Source organism: Pseudomonas sp. D1-1 (genome assembly GCF_051132225.1).
Taxonomy (GTDB): Bacteria; Pseudomonadota; Gammaproteobacteria; order Pseudomonadales; family Pseudomonadaceae; genus Aquipseudomonas.
Genome location: NZ_CP071676.1, coordinates 4352635 through 4371100 on the forward strand (window position 1 = coordinate 4352635; position 18466 = coordinate 4371100).

Below are 18466 nucleotides of genomic sequence, written 5' to 3' on the forward strand. Positions count from 1 at the left end.
CGAGCAGGCTCGCTCCCACAGGGATTATGTACACCGCAAGGCCCATGTGGGAGCGAGCCTGCTCGCGAAGGGGCCCTTTCAGCCACCTCAAATCCCACAGAGTTCACGCAACACCCCGGTATCCAGATGCCGCTCCACCAGGTCCGCCAACCGCTCGATATCCCGCTCGCGCAACCCGTGGTAATCCACCGCCTGGACGTCCTGCACGCCCGCCCAGCGCAGCAACGCGCTGCTCGCCGCTGGCGTTTCAAACAGCCCATGCAGATAGGTGCCGAAAATCTGTCCGTCGAGGCTTCGGGCGCCGTCGCAACGGCCGCCGTCCAACGTCACCGCAGGGTTTTCCAGGGCCGGGCCAGTGGTCACACCCGCATGAATCTCGTAGCCGCTGACCTCGGCATCCTCCAGGGCCAACCGCCCGCGTACGTTGCGCAACTGCTTCTCATGCTCCAGCGTCGTCTCGAAGTCCAGCAGGCCCAGCCCGGCACTCGAACCGGCCGCGCCTTCCAGCCCGAGCGGATCGTGGACCTGGCGGCCAAGCATCTGCAAACCACCGCAGATGCCCAGCAACTTGCCGCCGTAGCGCAGGTGCCGATTGATTGCTGTCTCCCAGCCGTTGGCGCGCAGGTAGGCCAGGTCGCTGCGCACGCTTTTCGAACCGGGCAGGATGATCAGGTCGGCCGGCGGGATGGTCTGGCCGGGGCCGATGAACTGCAGGTCGACCTGCGAGTGCAGGCGCAGCGGATCGAAATCGGTATGGTTGCTGATGCGCGGCAGCACCGGCACCACAACCTTGAGTACCTGTTCGGCCTTGTCGGCCTGACGCCGATCGAGACCGTCCTCGGCTTCCAGATGCAGGTCCAGCACATAGGGCAATACGCCAATCACCGGTTTGCCGGTGCGCGCTTCGAGCCAATCCAGGCCAGGTTGCAGCAACGCCAGGTCGCCACGAAAACGGTTGATGATGAAACCTTTTACCCGCGCCTGTTCGCTGGGCGAAAGCAACTCAAGGGTGCCGACCAGGTGGGCGAATACGCCGCCGCGATTGATGTCGGCGATCAGCAGCACCGGGCAATCGACGGCCTCGGCAAAACCCATGTTGGCGATGTCGCCGGCACGCAGGTTGATCTCCGCCGGCGACCCCGCGCCCTCGACCATGACCACCGGATACGCCGCGCGCAAACGCTCATGGGAAGCCAGCACCGCTTGCATCGCGATGGCTTTGTAATCGTGATACGCCACGGCGTTCATGCTGGTCACGGCGCGGCCATGGATGATGACTTGGGCACCGGTGTCGCTGTTGGGCTTGAGCAGCACCGGGTTCATGTCGGTATGCGGTTCGAGGCCACAAGCCTGGGCCTGGACCGCCTGGGCCCGGCCGATTTCGCCGCCATCGGCGGTCACCGCGCTATTGAGCGCCATGTTTTGCGGCTTGAATGGCACCACGCTCACGCCCTGGCGCCTGACCCAGCGGCACAGCGCCGTGACCAGCGTGCTTTTGCCGGCATCGGAGGTGGTGCCCTGCACCATCAAGGTGGTCATTGAATGTCCTTGGCGTAGGCCTCGAAAGCCTGTTCGAGACGCAGGAATTCTGCGTCATTGGCCGGCAGCCCGAAGCGCAGACTGCTGGTGTTGATGAACAGCCGCAGGAGAATGCCGCGCTGGGCCATGAATTCATAAAGGGCCCGGGCGTGCTCGGTAACCAGCCACTGGAACAACCCGCAACCGCCATCAGGCCTGAAACCGTAATGCTCGAGCAGCAGCGCCAGGCGCTCGCTGGTTTCTTCGCAACGCTGGCGCTGGCGGGCGTGGGCCTCGGTATCCAACAGGCACGCCTGGCCCAATATCCGCGTCGGCCCGCTGACGGCCCACGGCCCGACCTGTTCGGCGAGCAGCCTGAGCAAGCGTCGCTCGGCCAGGACGAAGCCGAGGCGAACCCCGGCCAGGCCGAAAAACTTGCCGAACGAGCGCAGCACGATCAATCCGACCTGATGGGCGTAGGCGGCAAGGCTCAGGTGCGGCGTGATATCCATGAACGCTTCGTCCACCACCAGCCAGCCACCCCGCTGGGCCAGCCGCGCATGCCAATCCAGCAGGCGTTCGGGATCCAGGCTCAGGCCGGTGGGATTGTTCGGGTTGACCACCACCAGCACGTCGAGGCTGTCGAGGAAGAAATCCACTTCCGCTTCCAGCACTTCGCGCACGATGTACCCGCTGCGGCGCCAGGCTTCGGCGTGCTCGGCGTAACAAGGCGACAAGACCCCGACCTTGCCCGCTCGGCGCAGGCGCGGCAGCAGTTGGATGGCCATTTGCGAACCGGCCACCGGCAACACATGCGTCGCTTCGTAATAGTCGCAAGCGGCCTGTTCCAGACCATCGTCGGTCTCGGGCAGGCGCGCCCAGGCGCGCAATGGAATCGCCGGGATCTCGAACGGCCAGGGCGCGAGGCCACTGGACAGGTCAAGCCAGTCGGCCTCGGCAATCCCGTATTGCCGGGCGGCGTTGTGCAGTCGTCCACCATGCTCAAGCATAAAACTCGGCTCCGAGGCAGAGAATCAGCAGCCATAACCATACGCCGCGTTGCACCAATTGCCAGCCTCGGTCAATCGAATCGGCACTCGCCGGCACGCCCTCGCCCAATGGCGGGCGTTGATGCAGTTCGCCGTGATACACCGCCGCGCCCCCCAGTTCCACACCCAGCGCGCCGGCACCGGCGGCCATCACCGGCCCGGCATTCGGGCTGTCCCAGGTCGGGCCCTGGCTGCGCCAGCATTTGAGTGCCAGGCGGGTCTTGCCGAGCGCAGCGTAGGTCAACGCCACCAGGCGTGCGGGGATGTAGTTGAGCAGGTCGTCGATTTTCGCCGCCGCCCAGCCGAAACGCTCGAAGCGCTCGTTGCGATAGCCCCACATAGCGTCGAGGGTATTGCTCAACCGGTACAACACCACGCCGGGCGCACCGGCCACGGCGAACCAGAACAGCGCGGCGAACACCGCGTCGCTGCCGTTTTCCAGGACCGACTCGGTGGCGGCGCGGGCAACGGCGGCTTCATCCAGCTCGGCGGTTTCGCGGCTGACCAGGTAACCGACGCGTCGGCGCGCCTCGTCCAGCTCACCGCTGCGCAGCGCCCGGGCCACCGGCTCGACATGCTCGCCAAGACTGCGCAGGCCGAGGGCGCAATACAGCGCCAGAATCTCCACCAGCCAGCCAATCATCGGTGCCCAGGACAGGGCCGTGGCGAGCAAGGTCAGCGGCACCACGGCGATCACCCACGCCGTCACTCCATGGCTGCGCCAGCCACGCCCGCCGGAGTTGAAACGTTGTTCGATGCGATCGGCAAAGCCGCCGAACGCCACCAGCGGATGCCAACGCCGGGGCTCACCCAGCAGCGCATCCAGCGCCACCGCGGCGGCACTGAGCAACGCTACGCTCATGGGCGCACTCCCCAGTGGTTTTCGTAAAGCAGTTCAGTGAGCGGACGCGGTTGCGCCCAGCCTTCCAGGGCCAGCATCGGCGCTGGGTAGAAGCCTTCGACCGGCCCCAGGCACAGGACCGCCAACGGCTTGGCCCCGGCGGGCAGGCCCAGCAGGTCAGCCAGGGCCTGGGGCTCGAACAGCGACACCCAACCCATCCCCAGCCCTTCGACGCGGGCCGCCAGCCACAGGTTCTGGATGGCGCAGGACAGCGAGGCCAGGTCCATTTCCGGCAAGGTCCGGCGACCGAATATGTGCCGCTCGCGGTCGTCCATCAACGCCGCCACCAGTACCTCGGCGCAGTCATTGATACCTTCGACCTTGAGCTGCATGAATTCATCGCTGCGCTCGCCCAGGGCTTCGGCGGTACGGATGCGTTCCTCTTCCACCAGTCGCTGGATCTGCCCACGCAAGGCGCGGTCGCTGATACGGATGAAGCGCCACGGTTGCATCAGCCCGACGCTGGGCGCCTGGTGCGCGGCTTCCAGCAGACGGCGCAGCAACGCCGGCTCGACGGTGCCGCCGCTGAAATGGCGCATGTCGCGGCGTTCGGCGATGGCGCGGTAGACGGCTTCGCGTTCGGCTGAAGAGAAAGCGTTGTCAGTCATGACGGCTTCGCGAGCAGGCTCGCTCCCACAGGGTTCAGGTGATCAAATGTGGGAGCGAGCCTGCTCGCGAAGACGGCCGCAGGGTCGGGCGCAAGCAACGCGGCAATCGCCCCGGGATTGGACGGAAAGTAAAAATGCACATAGGAAGCCGTCATCCGCCCCAGGCGGAAAACCGCCTCAGCCCCTCGCCCACCGTTCGGGCTGTGCCCACGGGCGATCGGCTCGAGTTCAGTGCTGGTCAAGGAGTGATGATAGGTATGCCCGCGCAGCGTGCCTTCCGGCAGCTCGACTGATTGCAACGCCAAGGCCGCAAGGCGCTTTTGCATCTGCGCTTCACCGCTCAACAGGCCGAGCAGCTCGGCGCGATTGCCCTCGACGTCGGTCAATGAATCGAGCAGGTAGAGCATGCCACCGCATTCGGCGAGCAGCGGTTTGCCGGCTGCGTGGTGGGCACGGATCGCCGTCAGCATCGGCACGTTCCGCGCCAGTGCAACGTGGTGCAGCTCCGGGTAACCGCCAGGCAGATACAGGCTGTCCGCCTCGGGCAGTTCGGTGTCATGAATAGGGGAAAAGAAGGCCAGTTGCGCGCCCATGGCCCGCAGCAGGTCGAGGCTCGCGCCATAGGTGAAGGCAAACGCTTCGTCGCGGGCGACGGCGATGCGCACACCGTCGAGCCACGGCTCGACGGTTGTCAGTTCGGGCGCGGCGAACTCGACCTGGGGCGGCAGCGACACTTCACAACTGCCGGCCAATGCTTCGGCCGCTGCGTCGAGGCGAACGTCCAGGTCATTCAGTTCGCTGGCCTGGACCAGCCCCAGGTGGCGGCTCGGCAGCTCGATGCCGGTTTCTCGCGAGAGCGCGCCGTACCAGCGCAGGCCTTCGGTCAGGCTGCCTTCGAGCAATTGCGCGTGGCGCAGGGTGCCGACCCGGTTGGCCAGTACGCCAGCGAACGGCAAGTCCGGCTGATAACGGGCCAGGCCCAGGGCCAGGGCACCGAAGGTCTGGGCCATCGCCGTGCCGTCGATCACGGCCAGCACCGGCACGCCGAAGTGGCGCGCCAGGTCAGCGCTGGACGGGGTGCCGTCGAACAGCCCCATCACGCCTTCGATCAGGATCAGGTCCGCTTCGGCGGCGGCTTCCCACAACAGTCGGCGACTTTCCTGCTCGCCGACCATCCACATATCCAGTTGATAGACCGGTGCGCCACTGGCGCGCTCAAGGATCATCGGATCAAGGAAATCAGGTCCGCATTTGAACACACGCACCTTGCGCCCCTGGTTGCGATGCAACCGTGCCAGCGCCGCAGTGACGGTGGTCTTGCCCTGGCCGGAAGCCGGCGCGGCAATCAACACCGCCGGACAGTGGCGGCTGGTCATCGAAGCATCATTCACAGTTCGACGCCTTTCTGCGCCTTGATGCCGGCCTGGAAGGCATGCTTGATCATGCCCATTTCGGTCACGGTATCGGCCAGCTCGATCATTTCCGGCTTGGCACCCCGGCCGGTGACCACCACGTGTTGCATCGGCGGACGGGCCTGCAGATCGCTCAACACCTGATCGAGATCGAGATAACCATGCTTGAGAGCGATGTTCAGCTCATCAAGCACCACCAGGCCAATCGATGGATCGCCGAGCAGTTGCCGCGATACCGCCCAGGCCGCTTCGGCGGCGGCGATGTCGCGCTGACGATCCTGGGTTTCCCAGGTGAAGCCTTCGCCCATGACGTGAAAGCGCACCTGCTCCGGGAAGCGTCGGAAAAACAGCTCCTCGCCGGTGCTGTTGCGCCCCTTGATGAACTGCACCACGCCGCACTGCATGCCGTGGCCCATGGCACGGGCGAGCATGCCGAACGCCGAACTGCTCTTGCCCTTGCCGTTGCCGGTCAGCACCAGCAGCAGGCCACACTCGTTCGGTGAATTGGCGATGCGCTCGTCAATCACGGCTTTCTTGCGCAGCATGCGCGCCAGGTGGCGTTCGTCGCGATCGGGCGTATCGGTCATGAGGGGAGCTCTCCGTTGGGACTGGATAACGGCGGGCGGGCAGAAAAAAGGACGGCAGCGAGCCTGGCATCGCCCACCGTGATGCCGTTGGATGAATCAGGCCGGTCTCCGGGCTCATGAGCGGCGTAATGCCTGGCTGCGCGCCTTCCCATGTCTTGCGACACAGTGGCCTAGGCACAGCGTTGACTCATTTACCGTTGCGGGGGCAGCGCCGGGTTCGCGTTCGCTCACCGGCTTCCCTGTTTCACTCTGTCGGCCGCGACCGCGCCACAGAGCACCTGAAACAAGCCGCGAAGGTTAGAGGGTTGGGGATGGAGCGTCAATTAAAGCCGCCACCTGTATCCACTCGTTGACTGGCCCTGATCAATAAACTGACAGCGATCTTGTGTGAAGCTGCGGCAAGTGATATCAAATAGACACTACGACCCGATATCACAAGAACAAGAGGGCAAACGCATGCAAGGCATGATCATCAGCAATCCGAAGCTGGAGTTTCTACGCCCGGTGCTGGAACGCTGGTTCGACTGTATCGATCGCTACAACGCCGTGCGCGGCGATAACGACACCCCCTACTGGCATGATCAAAAAGCCAACCTCGGGTTGCTGTCTGCCGCTGCCTGGATGGCTGAGATGGTCACGCTGCAGAACGCAGCGACGCGCAAGCAGAACGAAGAAGGCGAACGCAACGTCAGCGCCGACCTGTTCATTGCCAGCGCCGATGAGCGCGCCTTTATCCAGGCCACCCAGCGCTGGCCGAAGGTCAACAACCTGAACCTGACCCAACCCTTGCTCGAAGCCGCCAGCGACGCCAAGCGCATCAGCTACGCCAGCGACCTGAAACTGGGCTGCCTGTTCGTTGCCCCGCAAAAAGCCCAGCAAAGCGCCACGCCAGAAGAGTTGCAGGACATGATCGACGACCTGCAGAAGGAGAACACCTGCGCCGTGGCCTGGTACTTCCCCTACGCCTATCGCAAATTGCGCAACGAGGCGGGCCAGTACCATCCGGGTATTGCGCTGCTGCTGAAACAGGCGCACGGCTGATTCATGGATCAGTGGGAAAACATGTGGGAGCGAGCCTGCTCGCGAAGACGGTGCAACAGTCGACATCGATGTTGCCCGATATAGCACTTTCGCGAGCAGGCTCGCTCCCACAAAGGAATCTGTCTGCCTGACTGTTGTTACCCACCGTTGAACCATCCCACGTCTACGCTCCTCTATGAGTAACCACATGCACTCATAGGGAAGCCCGCATGCTCAAGCCACCTCATCTGTTAATCATTGCCCTGGCTACGGGGCTTGTCGCGTGTGGCGAGTCTTCCACATTGCAGGTTTCCGACGGCACCGGCCCGTCGCCGAAACTGCCCGAACCGAACAAGACCCTGATTCCCACGGTGAATATCGCCGAAGCGGTCGGCTGGCCGGACGGCGCCAAGCCAACCCCGGCCCAAGGCCTGCAGGTAGTCGCGTTTGCCGAAGGGCTGGATCATCCGCGCTGGCTTTACGTACTGCCCAATGGCGATGTACTGGTGGCCGAAACCAACGCCCCGCCCAAGCCCGACGATACCCAGGGCATTCGTGGCTGGGTCATGAAAAAAGTCATGGGCCGGGCCGGCGCCGGCGTGCCCAGCCCCAACCGCATCACCCTGCTGCGAGACGCCAATCACGATGGCGTCGCCGAGACCCGGACGATTTTCCTGGAGAACCTCAATTCGCCGTTCGGCATGACCCTCGTCGGCAATGACCTGTACGTGGCCGACACCGACCGGTTGATCCGCTTCCCGTACAAGGAAGGCGACACACAGATCAAGGCACAGCCAACCAAGGTGGTCGACTTGCCGGGTGGCACTTTGAACCACCACTGGACCAAAAACGTCATCGCCAGCCGGGACGGCAGCAAGCTGTACGTGACCACCGGTTCGAACAGCAACGTTGGCGAGAACGGCATGGAAGCGGAAGAAGGCCGGGCGGCGATCTGGGAAGTCGACCGGGCCACAGGCACCCATCGCATCTTCGCCGCGGGCCTGCGCAATCCCAATGGCCTGGCGTGGGAGCCACGCAGCGGTGCGTTGTGGACGGCGGTCAACGAACGGGACGAGATCGGCAGCGACCTGGTGCCGGACTACATCACGTCGGTCAAGGACGGCGGCTTCTATGGCTGGCCTTACAGTTATTACGGGCAAAACATCGATGTCCGGGTCGAGCCGCAAAACCCCGAGCTGGTGGCCAAGGCCATCGCCCCCGACTATGCGGTGGGCCCGCACACCGCCTCCCTGGGCCTGAGCTTCGCCGAGGGCAGCCAATTGCCCGCGCCGTTCACCGAAGGGGCTTTCATCGGGCAACACGGTTCCTGGAACCGCAAGCCCCACAGTGGCTACAAAGTGATTTTTGTTCCGTTCAGCGGCGGCAAACCGGTCGGGCAACCAGTGGAGGTGTTGACCGGTTTCCTCAATGCAGACGAAAAAGCCCAGGGCCGGCCGGTGGGCGTGGTGATCGACAAGCAGGGCGGGTTGTTGGTGGCGGATGATGTCGGGAACAAGATCTGGCGGGTGTCAGGTAAATAGGTTCCACACTCTCTTGTGGCGAGGGGATTTATCCCCGTTGGGCTGCGCAGCGGCCCTTTATCTGTACCCCGGTATCCTGCTCGCATTCATCCATTTAAGCTTTAGGGCTGCTTCGCAACCCAGCGGGGATAAATCCCCTCGCCACAAGAGCCTGTCCAGCAGAAATCAGGGATTACGCGCCAGGTGCTCCGGCTGTAGCACTCGCTTGGCGCCCAGGTAGGCTTTCTGCCAATAGGCCTTGGACAGACTGTCGAGCTTGACCGTCCCGCCCGTGGCCGGCGCATGGACGAAACGCCCCTCCCCGACATAGATTCCGGCATGGCTGACCTGGGAGCCGCCATTGGTGGCGAAGAACACCAGATCGCCGCTCTGCAACGCATCCTTGCCGACTTCCGGCGCGCGCATGCTGATCATTTCGCGCGTGGAGCGTGGCAGCGAGATACCGGCGGCGTCACGGTACACATAGCCGATCAAGCCACTGCAATCGAAACCTGAATCCGGCGTGTTGCCGCCCCAGCGATAAGGCGTGCCCACCAGGCCCAACGCCCGGAACAGCACGTCTTCGGCGGCGGGAGAAAAAGTCTGGGAAGGTGCGAACACCACCGGAGCCCGCACTGGCGCGGGCGGCGGGGTGCGACTGGCGCACGCGCTGAGCAGTGCGGCAAGAAACATGAGAGCGAGGCGGGCCGACGTCGACATAGGCACAACAATCCTGATCTGGATGCGGCTATTTCTGCCGTGGAGATGGAAACAAGTCCGCCCGCGTAGTACGCAGGCGGATTGCCATCAATCAATGATCATGGATTCTAGCGGCTATGGGCCAAACTTCAAGTAAGACTTTAAGTTTGCCCTACAAACTGTGCGTTTACTTGCGAGCCGTCACTACAGTCGGTGCCATGGCGAGGGCACGCTTGGCTTCGATGAAGGTCTTGCTCCAGTAGCTGTCGCCCAGGCTGTCGATTCGCACCCCACCGCTGCGGCGGCTGCTGGAGTGGATGAACTGGTTGTCGCCCAGGTAGATACCGGCGTGGCTGACGCGACCGCGACGACCGTTGGTGCTGAAGAACAGCAGGTCACCGGGTTCGAGCTGGTTGCGAGCGACCAGCGGGGCCTTCACGTTGATCATTTCACGCGTGGAACGCGGCAGGGTCATGCCCGCTTCTTCGCGAAACAGGTAGCCGATGAAGCCGCTGCAGTCGAAGCCGGCTTCGGAGGTCCCGCCAAAACGATAACGTGTGCCGATCAACGACATGCCGCGCTCCAGGATGCTGTCCGCCAGCACTGGAAGCTGATAAGGCTTGCTGCCGGCGAAGTCTGCCAGCTCTTTGTCGGAGGCCATTTCTTCCTGGAACGCAACGGCGGAAGACTGGGCGGTAACGGTGTTATTCACCTGTGGTTGGGGCGCTTGCTGGGTCACTGGGGAGTGGGCAGCGCAACCGAACAACAGGGTAACGAGTGCGAGAGGCACGAGGGGTGCGAAGCGATTTAGCATGGGCACGACCGTGGCTGAGGTAGTAAAGATGGCGAGACTATGCCTTCTATCAACCTCATTTGCAAATTCAATCGATGCAAATGTGACTTCTTGATTTCTCGTTTACATCTAAGCGCTTAAGCCCGTATTGAGCGGCTTGCAGGCCTCCAGCCCAGTAAAACCGCGGGCTTCGTCGGGTTAAGAAGAGGCTTTAAGCCATCATCTCGCGACCGTTTTACCAGCCTAAAGTTTCTTTCAAAAAAGGAATGGTCAGCTTGCGCTGGGCCTGGAGTGAGGCCTGGTCGAGACGTTCGAGCAGTTCGAACAGCGCGCTCATGCTGCGGGTGCCACGGGTGAGGATGAAATGCCCGACCTCGTCGGTCAGGTGCAGGCCGCGTCGAGATGCACGCAATTGCAACGCGCGAAGCTTGTCCTCGTCGGAAAGCGGGCGCATCTGGAAGATCAACGCCAGGGTCAGGCGGGATTTCAAGTCGGCCAGCTTCACCGGCAGCTCCCGTGGCGAGGTCGATGCGGCAATCAACAGGCGCCGGCCACTGTCGCGCAACCGGTTGAACAAATGGAACAACGCCTCTTCCCAATCGGCCTTGCCGGCCACTGCCTGGAGATCATCCAGGCAGACCAGTTCGTACTGCTCCAGGTTGTCGAGGATTTCCACGCCGCGATCCAGCAGCTCGGCCAGTGGCAGGTACACGGCAGGCTCACCCAACTGCTCGAAGCGCAAGCACGCCGCCTGTAACAGATGCGTGCGCCCTACCCCGTCCTTGCCCCACAGATAGATCAGGCTCTCGGTCCAGCCGGCGTCGGCTTCGCAAAGCCGCTCGACATAGCCGAGTGCAGCGGCATTGGCGCCTGGGTAGTAATTGATGAAGGTGGCGTCGTCACGCAGACGCACACCAAGGGGCAGCTGAATCGGTTTCATGCTGACTGAACGGTTCCAAGGGAACCATTAGTGGCCTCTGTGTAAAGTTTGCAAAGTTTATACCCGTGGCGCGGACCGCACAATGCGCCGGACCACGAGCAAAATCAAAGGTTTGCAGCAGCAAGGGCACGGAGCGTCAGTTTCCCTGACGCCGCGCCTGCCATTTCCCCTAGAGGTCGGGGTCCTCTGCGCCGCTATATATGTCGGAATCCTTGTACAGATCGTGCATATGACGCACCAGCACCATGATCACCGCCGCCACCGGCAGCGCCAGCAGGATCCCGGTGAAGCCGAACAACTCGCCACCCGCCAGGATCGCGAAGATCACCGCCACCGGGTGCAAGCCGATACGATCTCCCACCAGCAACGGCGTCAGCACCATGCCCTCCAGCGCCTGCCCGACCATGAATACCGCGACGATGCCGACCATGGGATACAGGTCGCCGCCAAACTGGAACAGCCCGGCAATCAACGCCGCGCCAATCCCGATGACAAACCCCATGTAGGGCACGATGGCCGCCAACCCGGCGATCAGGCCGATCAACAGGCCCAGCTCCAACCCTACCAGCATCAGCCCCGCCGCGTAGATGAAACCCAACGCGACCATGACCAGCAACTGCCCCCTGACAAACGCCCCCAGCACTTCGTGGCATTCGCCAGTCAGCGTCATGATGCGCTCTTCGCGATGACGCGGCAGCAGGCTGCGGATCTTCGCCATCATCAGGTCCCAATCGCGCAGCAGATAAAAGGCCACCACGGGAATCAGCACCAGGTTCGCCAGCCAGCCGATCAGCGCCAGGCTCGAAGCCGTGGCCTGGCTCAATACCACGCCGACGATATCGGTGGTCTGCCCCATGTGCTCACTGATGGCGGCCTTGACCTTGTCGAACTTCCAGAAGCCGTCCGACAGGCCCAGCTTCGATTGCACCCAAGGCACTGCGGTGTGCTGCAGCCAATCGAGCATCTGCGGTGCCAGCTCGTACAGGCGCACCAGTTGCTTGGCCAGCATGGGTATCAGCACCAGCAGCAGAGCGCTGACGATCAAGGTAAACAACGCGAACACCGCCACCACGCCCCAGGTCCGGGACAGCCCGAGCTTTTCCAGGCGATCCACCACCGGATCGAACAGATAGGCCAGTAACAGCGCAACCAGGAACGGCGTGAGGATCGGGTGAAGCAAGTAGATAAATGCAATCAGCAGGGCGACCCCACCCAACCAGAACCAACGCCGCGTATCGCCCATGAACCACTCCTGCCCCTATAAAAGAAAGAAAACTACCAGCGGAATCGCAAGTTAGCCGCCGGCGACGGTGTCGGTGTCGCGACCGGAACCGTTCCGTCGGCGGCCGGCTGCGCCGCAGGCGCTTGCGCGACGGCTTCACCCGGCGGCAATTCCTGCAGTTTGGCCAGGGCCAGTTGTGCCTTCAATTGCTCGGCGCTGCCGTTGACCTTGTAGACAATTCTGTCGCCCTCGACCCGCTGCACCTGGCCAGCGAACGGTTCGAGCAGACGCCCCAGCGCTGCATAACGTTCCAGATTCATGCCTTGGACTTCCAGCAACTGCTCGGTCGCCACGCCCGGCTTGGCCACGAAACGCGGCGCCAGGCGCTGGCTCACCGCCAACATCACGGCATCGGCCAGCGCAGCGGGATCGGCGCCCTGGGCGCTGCCCTGCTCGCGCTGGTCGCCCAGCCACAGGCGCCAGGTGGCCTGCCACTGGCCTCCCTCCTCCTTGGCATGGACCGCCAGCAAGGCATCCGAGCCATACCGGTCCGACGCCTCACGCAACGGCGCCGGGTCGTTGCCTTGCAACGTCGGCGCGGTGGCGACAATCTGCTCGCTCAAATCCGCCAACGGCAGGTGCAGCGGCAAGCCCCGGTGCTGGGCCGCGCGGCGCAGAGGCGTGGCGCTGGCCTGGCCATCACCGACCAGGCTGGAGCCTTCTGCCGAGTCATTCAGCCACCAGCCTAGAATCGATGGACGATTCGCGCCCCAAAGCGGCAGCCCCGCCGAACGCAATGCCCGGTCGGTGCTGGCGGGATCGAAGTCCACCTGCAGGCTTTCCGGAGGACCGGCGTCGTAGCCGTACTGCAGAATGATCTGCTGCGGGTCCTTGCGGATAGCCGCCAGGCCGGGATTCTGCGCGGCCTTGGCGTCGCCGGTCAGGCGCAGCACCAGGGTGTCCAACGCTCGCAACGTTGCCTGGTTTCGCTCATCCGGCGCCTGGCTGCTGACCGGCTCACGCACCTGATAAAGGTTATTGAGGGTTTCGGCATGGCTCGCCAGGCTGATCAGCGACAGGCAGCCCATGGACAAGAATTTGAAAAGACGCATGGAAGATTCCCGGACATAACGGCTGGCACCGGCCGTGTGGAGAAGATTGAGCATGGCTGTGACCACGGCACCGGGGAAAACATTCACCACCCGGCGCAAGTTTTCTACTGTCATAACCATAGCCGCTTACCGCTACACCTTATACAGACGCGTCGCCCAGTACCAATACAAGAAATAACGGTTTTTTTTGGCGGATATGTCCCTGCCGTCGGCGCGAGGATGGCCGCTGGTCCACAAGCCTGATAAAATCGCGCGCCTTCGCAGACCGGCAATGGCTGGGCTCCCGGAATAATTCGTACAACGGTTATTCAATGGCCCCGGCGATCGGTCGTTACCCAGAAATCCCCCCTTTAAAGGCCTGGATCATGAGCAAGCAACCCTCCCTGAGCTACAAGGACGCCGGTGTAGACATCGACGCCGGTGAAGCATTGGTCGAACGCATCAAGAGCGTCGCCAAGCGCACCGCGCGCCCGGAAGTCATGGGCGGCCTGGGCGGTTTCGGCGCCCTCTGCGAGATCCCGGCCGGCTACAAGCAACCGGTCCTGGTCTCGGGTACCGACGGCGTCGGCACCAAGTTGCGCCTGGCCTTGAACCTGAACAAGCACGACAGCATCGGCATCGACCTGGTGGCCATGTGTGTGAATGACCTGGTGGTCTGCGGCGCCGAACCACTGTTCTTCCTCGACTACTACGCCACCGGCAAACTCAACGTCGACACCGCCGCCCAGGTCGTGACCGGCATCGGCGCCGGCTGTGAATTGTCCGGCTGCTCCCTGGTCGGCGGCGAAACCGCTGAAATGCCAGGCATGTACGAAGGCGAAGACTACGACCTGGCCGGTTTCTGCGTCGGCGTCGTGGAAAAGGCCGAGATCATCGACGGCTCGAAAGTCGCCGCCGGCGACGCCCTGCTCGCCCTGCCATCTTCCGGCCCGCACTCCAACGGCTACTCGCTGATCCGCAAGATCATCGAAGTCTCGGGCGCCGATATCGAGAACACCCAGCTCGACGGCCAGCCACTCGCCGACCTGCTGATGGCCCCGACCCGCATCTACGTCAAGCCCCTGCTCAAGCTGATCAAGGACACCGGCGCCGTCAAGGCCATGGCCCACATCACTGGCGGCGGTCTGCTGGACAACATCCCGCGCGTGCTGCCAAAAGGCGCCCAGGCCGTGGTCGACGTGGCGAGCTGGACCCGCCCGGCGGTGTTCGACTGGCTGCAGGAAAAAGGCAACGTCGATGAAACCGAAATGCACCGCGTGCTGAACTGCGGCGTGGGCATGGTCATCTGCGTGGCCCAGGAGCACGTCGAAACCGCGCTGAACGTCCTGCGCGACGCGGGCGAGCAGCCTTGGGTCATCGGCCAGATCGCCACCGCGGCCGAAGGCGCCGCACAGGTCGAGCTGAAAAACCTCAAGGCACACTGATGTCCGCAACCTGTGACGTCGTGGTGCTGTTGTCCGGCACCGGCAGTAACCTGCAGGCCCTGATCGACAGTACACGGACCGGCGACAGCCCGGTCCGGATCCGCGCGGTGATTTCCAACCGCGCCGATGCCTACGGCCTGCAACGTGCCAAGGAGGCGGGTATCGATACCCGCGTCCTCGATCACCAGGCGTTCGACGGTCGCGAGGCCTTCGATGCCGCGCTGATCGAACAGATCGACGCCTTCAATCCGCAACTGGTGGTCCTGGCCGGTTTCATGCGCATCCTCAGCGCCGGTTTTGTGCGTCACTACCAGGGCCGCCTGTTCAATATCCATCCGTCGCTGTTGCCCAAATATAAAGGGTTACACACTCACCAGCGTGCGCTGGAGGCCGGTGACACGGAGCATGGCTGCTCGGTTCACTTTGTCACCGAGGAACTCGATGGCGGACCACTGGTCGTACAGGCAGTAATACCGGTAGAGTTGCACGACACGCCGCAAAGCCTGGCGCAACGGGTCCACGCCCGCGAACACCAGATCTACCCGATGGCCGTGCGTTGGTTTGCCGAAGGCCGGCTGACACTCGACGATCGCGGAGCCTCACTGGACGGCCAGTTGCTCGCCGCCAGCGGCCATTTGATTCGATACTAGGAGATTTTATGCGTCGCGCCCTGCTCTTCGCTTGCGCTCTGCTTGCCCTGCCCCTGGCACAGGCTGCAGACCTTCAACCGTTCTCCGCCAGCTATACCGCCGACTGGAAACAGCTGCCCATGAGCGGCACCGCCGAGCGCAGCCTGACCAAGGAGGCCAACGGCACCTGGAAGCTGAGCTTCAAGGCATCGATGATGATCGCCAGCCTGACCGAAGAAAGCACCCTGACCCTGGACAAGGACACCCTGCTGCCGCAGTCCTATCACTTCGAGCGCGGCGGCCTGGGTAAAGCCAAGAAAGCAGACCTGGATTTCGACTGGAATGCCAAGATGGTCACCGGCACCGATCGCGGTGACGCGGTCAAGCTGCCATTGAACCGCGGCATGGTCGACAAATCCACGTACCAACTGGCCCTGCAGCACGACGTGGCGGCCGGCAAGAAAAGCATGAGTTATCAGGTCGTCGATGACGGTGAAATCGATACCTATGACTTCCGCGTGCTTGGTTCGGAAAAAGTCGACACCAAGGCCGGCCAGATCGACGCCATCAAGGTCGAGCGCGTGCGCGACCCGACACAAAGCAAGCGCATCACCGTGCTCTGGTTCGCCAAGGACTGGGATTACCTGCTGGTACGCCTGCAGCAAGTCGAGACCGACGGCAAGGAGTACAACATCATGCTCCAGGACGGTACGGTCAACGGCAAGGCTGTGAAAGGCAGCTGATCCATACCGACACCAAAAAGCCTCGCACATGCGGGGCTTTTTGTTGCCCGAGTTTCAAGCCCACCACTTATACCTGTGGGAGCGAGCTTGCTCGCGATAGCGGTGGGTCAGCTTGCATCGATATTGAATGTGCGACCGCTATCGCGAGCAAGCTCGCTTGTATGTTTAGACTTGAAGGGGTGGGCGGGACTAAAAGCTCGATTCCGACTCTAGCCAGTACGGACCGTGGGAGACTTCTCGTCCCGCCTTTTCTCCCACAGGGGTTTTGCTTTCACTCAAGGCTTGCCGCTACAACATGAAATTTTCTTCATGAACCCCACCTGCGACCAAACGCCGCGCCCTGCCTGGCCTGCACGAGGGCCGTGCGCTTCATGAAAACTTCTTAATCGCCCAGGCCATTTACTTAGCTCGCTATCCAAATCTATAACAAAACCCTGCACACGCCTTGCTGCAGATAACAGAGATTGGAGCTTGCAAGATGACTGTGAAAGTAACTGAACGCGACGACGCCCACATGTCCCACGAAGGTATTGCCGCCGGTATCCGGATCTGGGATGTGCATCAACAGGATCTGCTGGTGGGCATGTTCCATTCCGAGACGGACGCTCATAGCTACAAGGCCGAGCTGGAACGTGAGGAGCGGCAGCGTTTGCGTGAGACCTCGCATTCCTGAACCACGCAAAACACCTGTGGGAGCGAGCTTGCTCGCGATAGCGGGGCATCAGCCAACATCTCTGTCACTGATAGGCCGCTATCGCGAGCAAGCTCGCTCCCACAGGGTTTGTGTTCAACTCAATAGCATTTTCCCGCTTACCACATCAAATCATCAGGAATCTGATACGCCGCGTACGGATCATCGGCATCCACTTCTTCGGTCTGGGTGTTGAGCTGGACGATGCGCTTGGGGTCGCGTTCCTGGATCTTCAGCGCCGCTTCGCGCGGGATCACTTCATAGCTCCCGGCATGATGGACGATCGCCAGGGAACCGCTGCTCAGCTTGTTACGCATCAGCGCATTGACCGAGATGCGCTTGACCTTCTTGTCGTCGACGAAGTTGTAGTAGTCGTCGGTGGTCAGCTTCGGCAGGCGCGACACCTCGATCAATTGCTTGATCTGCGCGGCACGGGCCTTCTGCTCGGCCTTTTCCTGCTGCTGGCGGTTCAGTTCCTGGTCGCGCTTGACCTTCTCGGCCATGGCTTCCTGGGCCGCACGCTGCTGGGAGTCGTCCAGTTCGACCTGGCCTTTGTGGGCCAGGCGTTGCTGCTTCTGTTTCTCTTTGCCGACCTGCTTGGCCTGCTTTTGGTTGACCAGCCCTGCTTTGAGCAACTGGTCGCGAAGGGAAAGGCTCATGGTGCTTACTCACTTAGGCAACGGCCTCAGCCACAGCTGGGCAAATTCTTTTCCTGACGTTTGGCTTCGCCCCACAAGGCGTCCAACTCTTCGAGGGTGCAATCTTCCATGGGACGGTGGGTCTCGCGCAATGCCTGTTCGATAAATCGGAAACGTCTTTCAAACTTTGCATTGGCGCCACGCAGGGCCGTTTCGGGGTCGACTTTCAAGTGTCGAGCCAGGTTCACCACACTGAACAGCAGGTCACCCACTTCGTCGCTGATGGCCGCGGCGTCATTGTCCGCCATGGCTTCGAGCACTTCGTCGAGCTCTTCACGGACCTTATCGAGCACCGGCAGCGGTCCCGGCCAGTCGAAACCGACCTGACCGGCGCGCTTCTGCAACTTCGCCGACCGCGACAAGGCCGGCAATGCCACCGGTACATCATCAAGCAGTGACAACTGCTTGGGCACCGAGGCCCTCTCGGCGCGCTCCTCTGCCTTGATTTTCTCCCAGCGCTGCTTGACCTGCTCTTCGCTCAGGCGCGGGGTATCCACGGCTGCGTAAAGGTCACCGGTGGGAAACACATGGGGATGGCGGCGAATCAGCTTGCGGGTGATGCTATCGACCACGCCGGCGAATTCGAAACGGTTTTCTTCCCGGGCCAGCTGGCTGTAATACACCACCTGGAACAGTAAATCGCCCAATTCACCTTGAAGGTGATCGAAGTCGCCGCGCTCGATGGCGTCGGCCACTTCGTAGGCTTCCTCCAGGGTGTGAGGGACGATGGTTGCGTAGGTTTGCCTGATGTCCCACGGGCAGCCGTATTGCGGGTCGCGCAAGCGGTTCATCAGGTGGAGCAGGTCTTCGAGGCTGTACATCAATCATCCCACCACAAAAAATCCCTGTGGGAGCGAGCCTGCTCGCGAAAGCGGTACATCAGTCAAAACATACCAGCTG

General features: G+C 62.4%; 19 protein-coding genes and 1 riboswitch. Of the genes, 6 read left to right on the forward strand and 13 right to left on the reverse strand.

Annotation, left to right across the window (positions count from 1 at the left end):
• Positions 1–87: 87 nt before the first annotated feature.
• Genes J3P86_RS19440 through cobO form a run of 6 tightly spaced genes read right to left on the reverse strand, consistent with a single transcriptional unit; the run spans position 88 to position 6075 of the window.
• Positions 88–1539 carry a cobyric acid synthase gene (locus tag J3P86_RS19440; RefSeq protein WP_434698655.1) on the reverse strand — a complete coding sequence of 484 codons (1452 nt, stop codon included), beginning with the start codon at positions 1537–1539 and terminating at the stop codon, positions 88–90.
• Complete coding sequence (cobD, locus tag J3P86_RS19445; protein ID WP_434698656.1) at positions 1536–2528, reverse strand: threonine-phosphate decarboxylase CobD; 993 nt, start codon at positions 2526–2528, stop codon at positions 1536–1538. Before cobD ends, J3P86_RS19440 begins: the two co-directional genes overlap by 4 nt.
• Positions 2521–3429, reverse strand: a complete 909-nt coding sequence (gene cbiB, locus J3P86_RS19450; protein WP_434697086.1) for an adenosylcobinamide-phosphate synthase CbiB — start codon at positions 3427–3429, stop codon at positions 2521–2523. The genes cobD and cbiB overlap by 8 nt, the downstream gene beginning before the upstream one ends.
• On the reverse strand, positions 3426–4076 hold the full coding sequence (bluB, locus tag J3P86_RS19455; RefSeq protein ID WP_434697085.1) for a 5,6-dimethylbenzimidazole synthase: 651 nt from the start codon (positions 4074–4076) through the stop codon (positions 3426–3428). Before bluB ends, cbiB begins: the two co-directional genes overlap by 4 nt.
• Complete coding sequence (locus tag J3P86_RS19460) at positions 4073–5452, reverse strand: cobyrinate a,c-diamide synthase (protein WP_434698657.1); 1380 nt, start codon at positions 5450–5452, stop codon at positions 4073–4075. The genes bluB and J3P86_RS19460 overlap by 4 nt, the downstream gene beginning before the upstream one ends.
• A gap of 11 nt (positions 5453–5463) precedes the next feature.
• A complete protein-coding gene (gene cobO / locus J3P86_RS19465; RefSeq protein WP_305499435.1) occupies positions 5464–6075 on the reverse strand; it encodes a cob(I)yrinic acid a,c-diamide adenosyltransferase in 612 nt (203 codons plus the stop codon).
• Between the two features lie 82 nt (positions 6076–6157).
• Positions 6158–6372: riboswitch (cobalamin riboswitch) on the reverse strand.
• Between the two features lie 159 nt (positions 6373–6531).
• Between cobO and J3P86_RS19470 the strand changes: the two genes are divergently transcribed.
• Positions 6532–7116: a hypothetical protein gene (locus tag J3P86_RS19470; RefSeq protein WP_434629064.1), complete on the forward strand. Its 585-nt coding sequence runs from the start codon at positions 6532–6534 to the stop codon at positions 7114–7116.
• Positions 7117–7325: 209 nt separating this feature from the next.
• Entirely contained in the window at positions 7326–8636 is a 1311-nt protein-coding gene (locus J3P86_RS19475; RefSeq protein WP_434698658.1) for a PQQ-dependent sugar dehydrogenase, read from the forward strand.
• A gap of 165 nt (positions 8637–8801) precedes the next feature.
• On the opposite strand, the gene J3P86_RS19480 is transcribed toward J3P86_RS19475, so the two are convergent.
• From J3P86_RS19480 to J3P86_RS19500, 5 genes are all read right to left on the reverse strand, one after another.
• Positions 8802–9335, reverse strand: a complete 534-nt coding sequence (locus tag J3P86_RS19480; RefSeq protein WP_434629060.1) for a C40 family peptidase — start codon at positions 9333–9335, stop codon at positions 8802–8804.
• A 166-nt stretch (positions 9336–9501) separates the two neighbouring features.
• Entirely contained in the window at positions 9502–10128 is a 627-nt protein-coding gene (locus tag J3P86_RS19485) for a C40 family peptidase (RefSeq protein ID WP_434572429.1), read from the reverse strand.
• A 214-nt stretch (positions 10129–10342) separates the two neighbouring features.
• A complete protein-coding gene (hda, locus tag J3P86_RS19490; protein ID WP_003178999.1) occupies positions 10343–11047 on the reverse strand; it encodes a DnaA regulatory inactivator Hda in 705 nt (234 codons plus the stop codon).
• Between the two features lie 169 nt (positions 11048–11216).
• The gene (locus J3P86_RS19495) at positions 11217–12290 is read right to left on the reverse strand and encodes an AI-2E family transporter (RefSeq protein WP_305499429.1); all 1074 of its coding nucleotides are present in this window, start codon (positions 12288–12290) and stop codon (positions 11217–11219) included.
• A gap of 32 nt (positions 12291–12322) precedes the next feature.
• Entirely contained in the window at positions 12323–13381 is a 1059-nt protein-coding gene (locus J3P86_RS19500) for a DUF2066 domain-containing protein (protein WP_434631186.1), read from the reverse strand.
• Between the two features lie 365 nt (positions 13382–13746).
• On the opposite strand from J3P86_RS19500, the gene purM reads away from it, so the two are divergent.
• From purM to J3P86_RS19520, 4 genes are all read left to right on the forward strand, one after another.
• A complete protein-coding gene (gene purM / locus J3P86_RS19505; RefSeq protein WP_434572426.1) occupies positions 13747–14805 on the forward strand; it encodes a phosphoribosylformylglycinamidine cyclo-ligase in 1059 nt (352 codons plus the stop codon).
• Positions 14805–15455 (forward strand): phosphoribosylglycinamide formyltransferase, encoded by a 651-nt coding sequence (gene purN, locus J3P86_RS19510; RefSeq protein WP_434629055.1) that lies wholly within the window; start codon positions 14805–14807, stop codon positions 15453–15455. Before purM ends, purN begins: the two co-directional genes overlap by 1 nt.
• 8 nt (positions 15456–15463) lie before the next feature.
• A complete protein-coding gene (locus J3P86_RS19515) occupies positions 15464–16177 on the forward strand; it encodes a DUF3108 domain-containing protein (protein WP_305499421.1) in 714 nt (237 codons plus the stop codon).
• Positions 16178–16655: 478 nt separating this feature from the next.
• A complete protein-coding gene (locus tag J3P86_RS19520) occupies positions 16656–16850 on the forward strand; it encodes a hypothetical protein (RefSeq protein WP_434698660.1) in 195 nt (64 codons plus the stop codon).
• A 137-nt stretch (positions 16851–16987) separates the two neighbouring features.
• Here J3P86_RS19520 and J3P86_RS19525 read toward each other — a convergent pair whose 3' ends face one another.
• Together J3P86_RS19525 and mazG are read right to left on the reverse strand one after the other, a co-directional pair.
• Complete coding sequence (locus J3P86_RS19525; RefSeq protein ID WP_305499418.1) at positions 16988–17527, reverse strand: DUF2058 domain-containing protein; 540 nt, start codon at positions 17525–17527, stop codon at positions 16988–16990.
• Positions 17528–17553: 26 nt separating this feature from the next.
• Entirely contained in the window at positions 17554–18387 is an 834-nt protein-coding gene (gene mazG, locus J3P86_RS19530) for a nucleoside triphosphate pyrophosphohydrolase (RefSeq protein ID WP_434698661.1), read from the reverse strand.
• Positions 18388–18466: the final 79 nt, after the last annotated feature.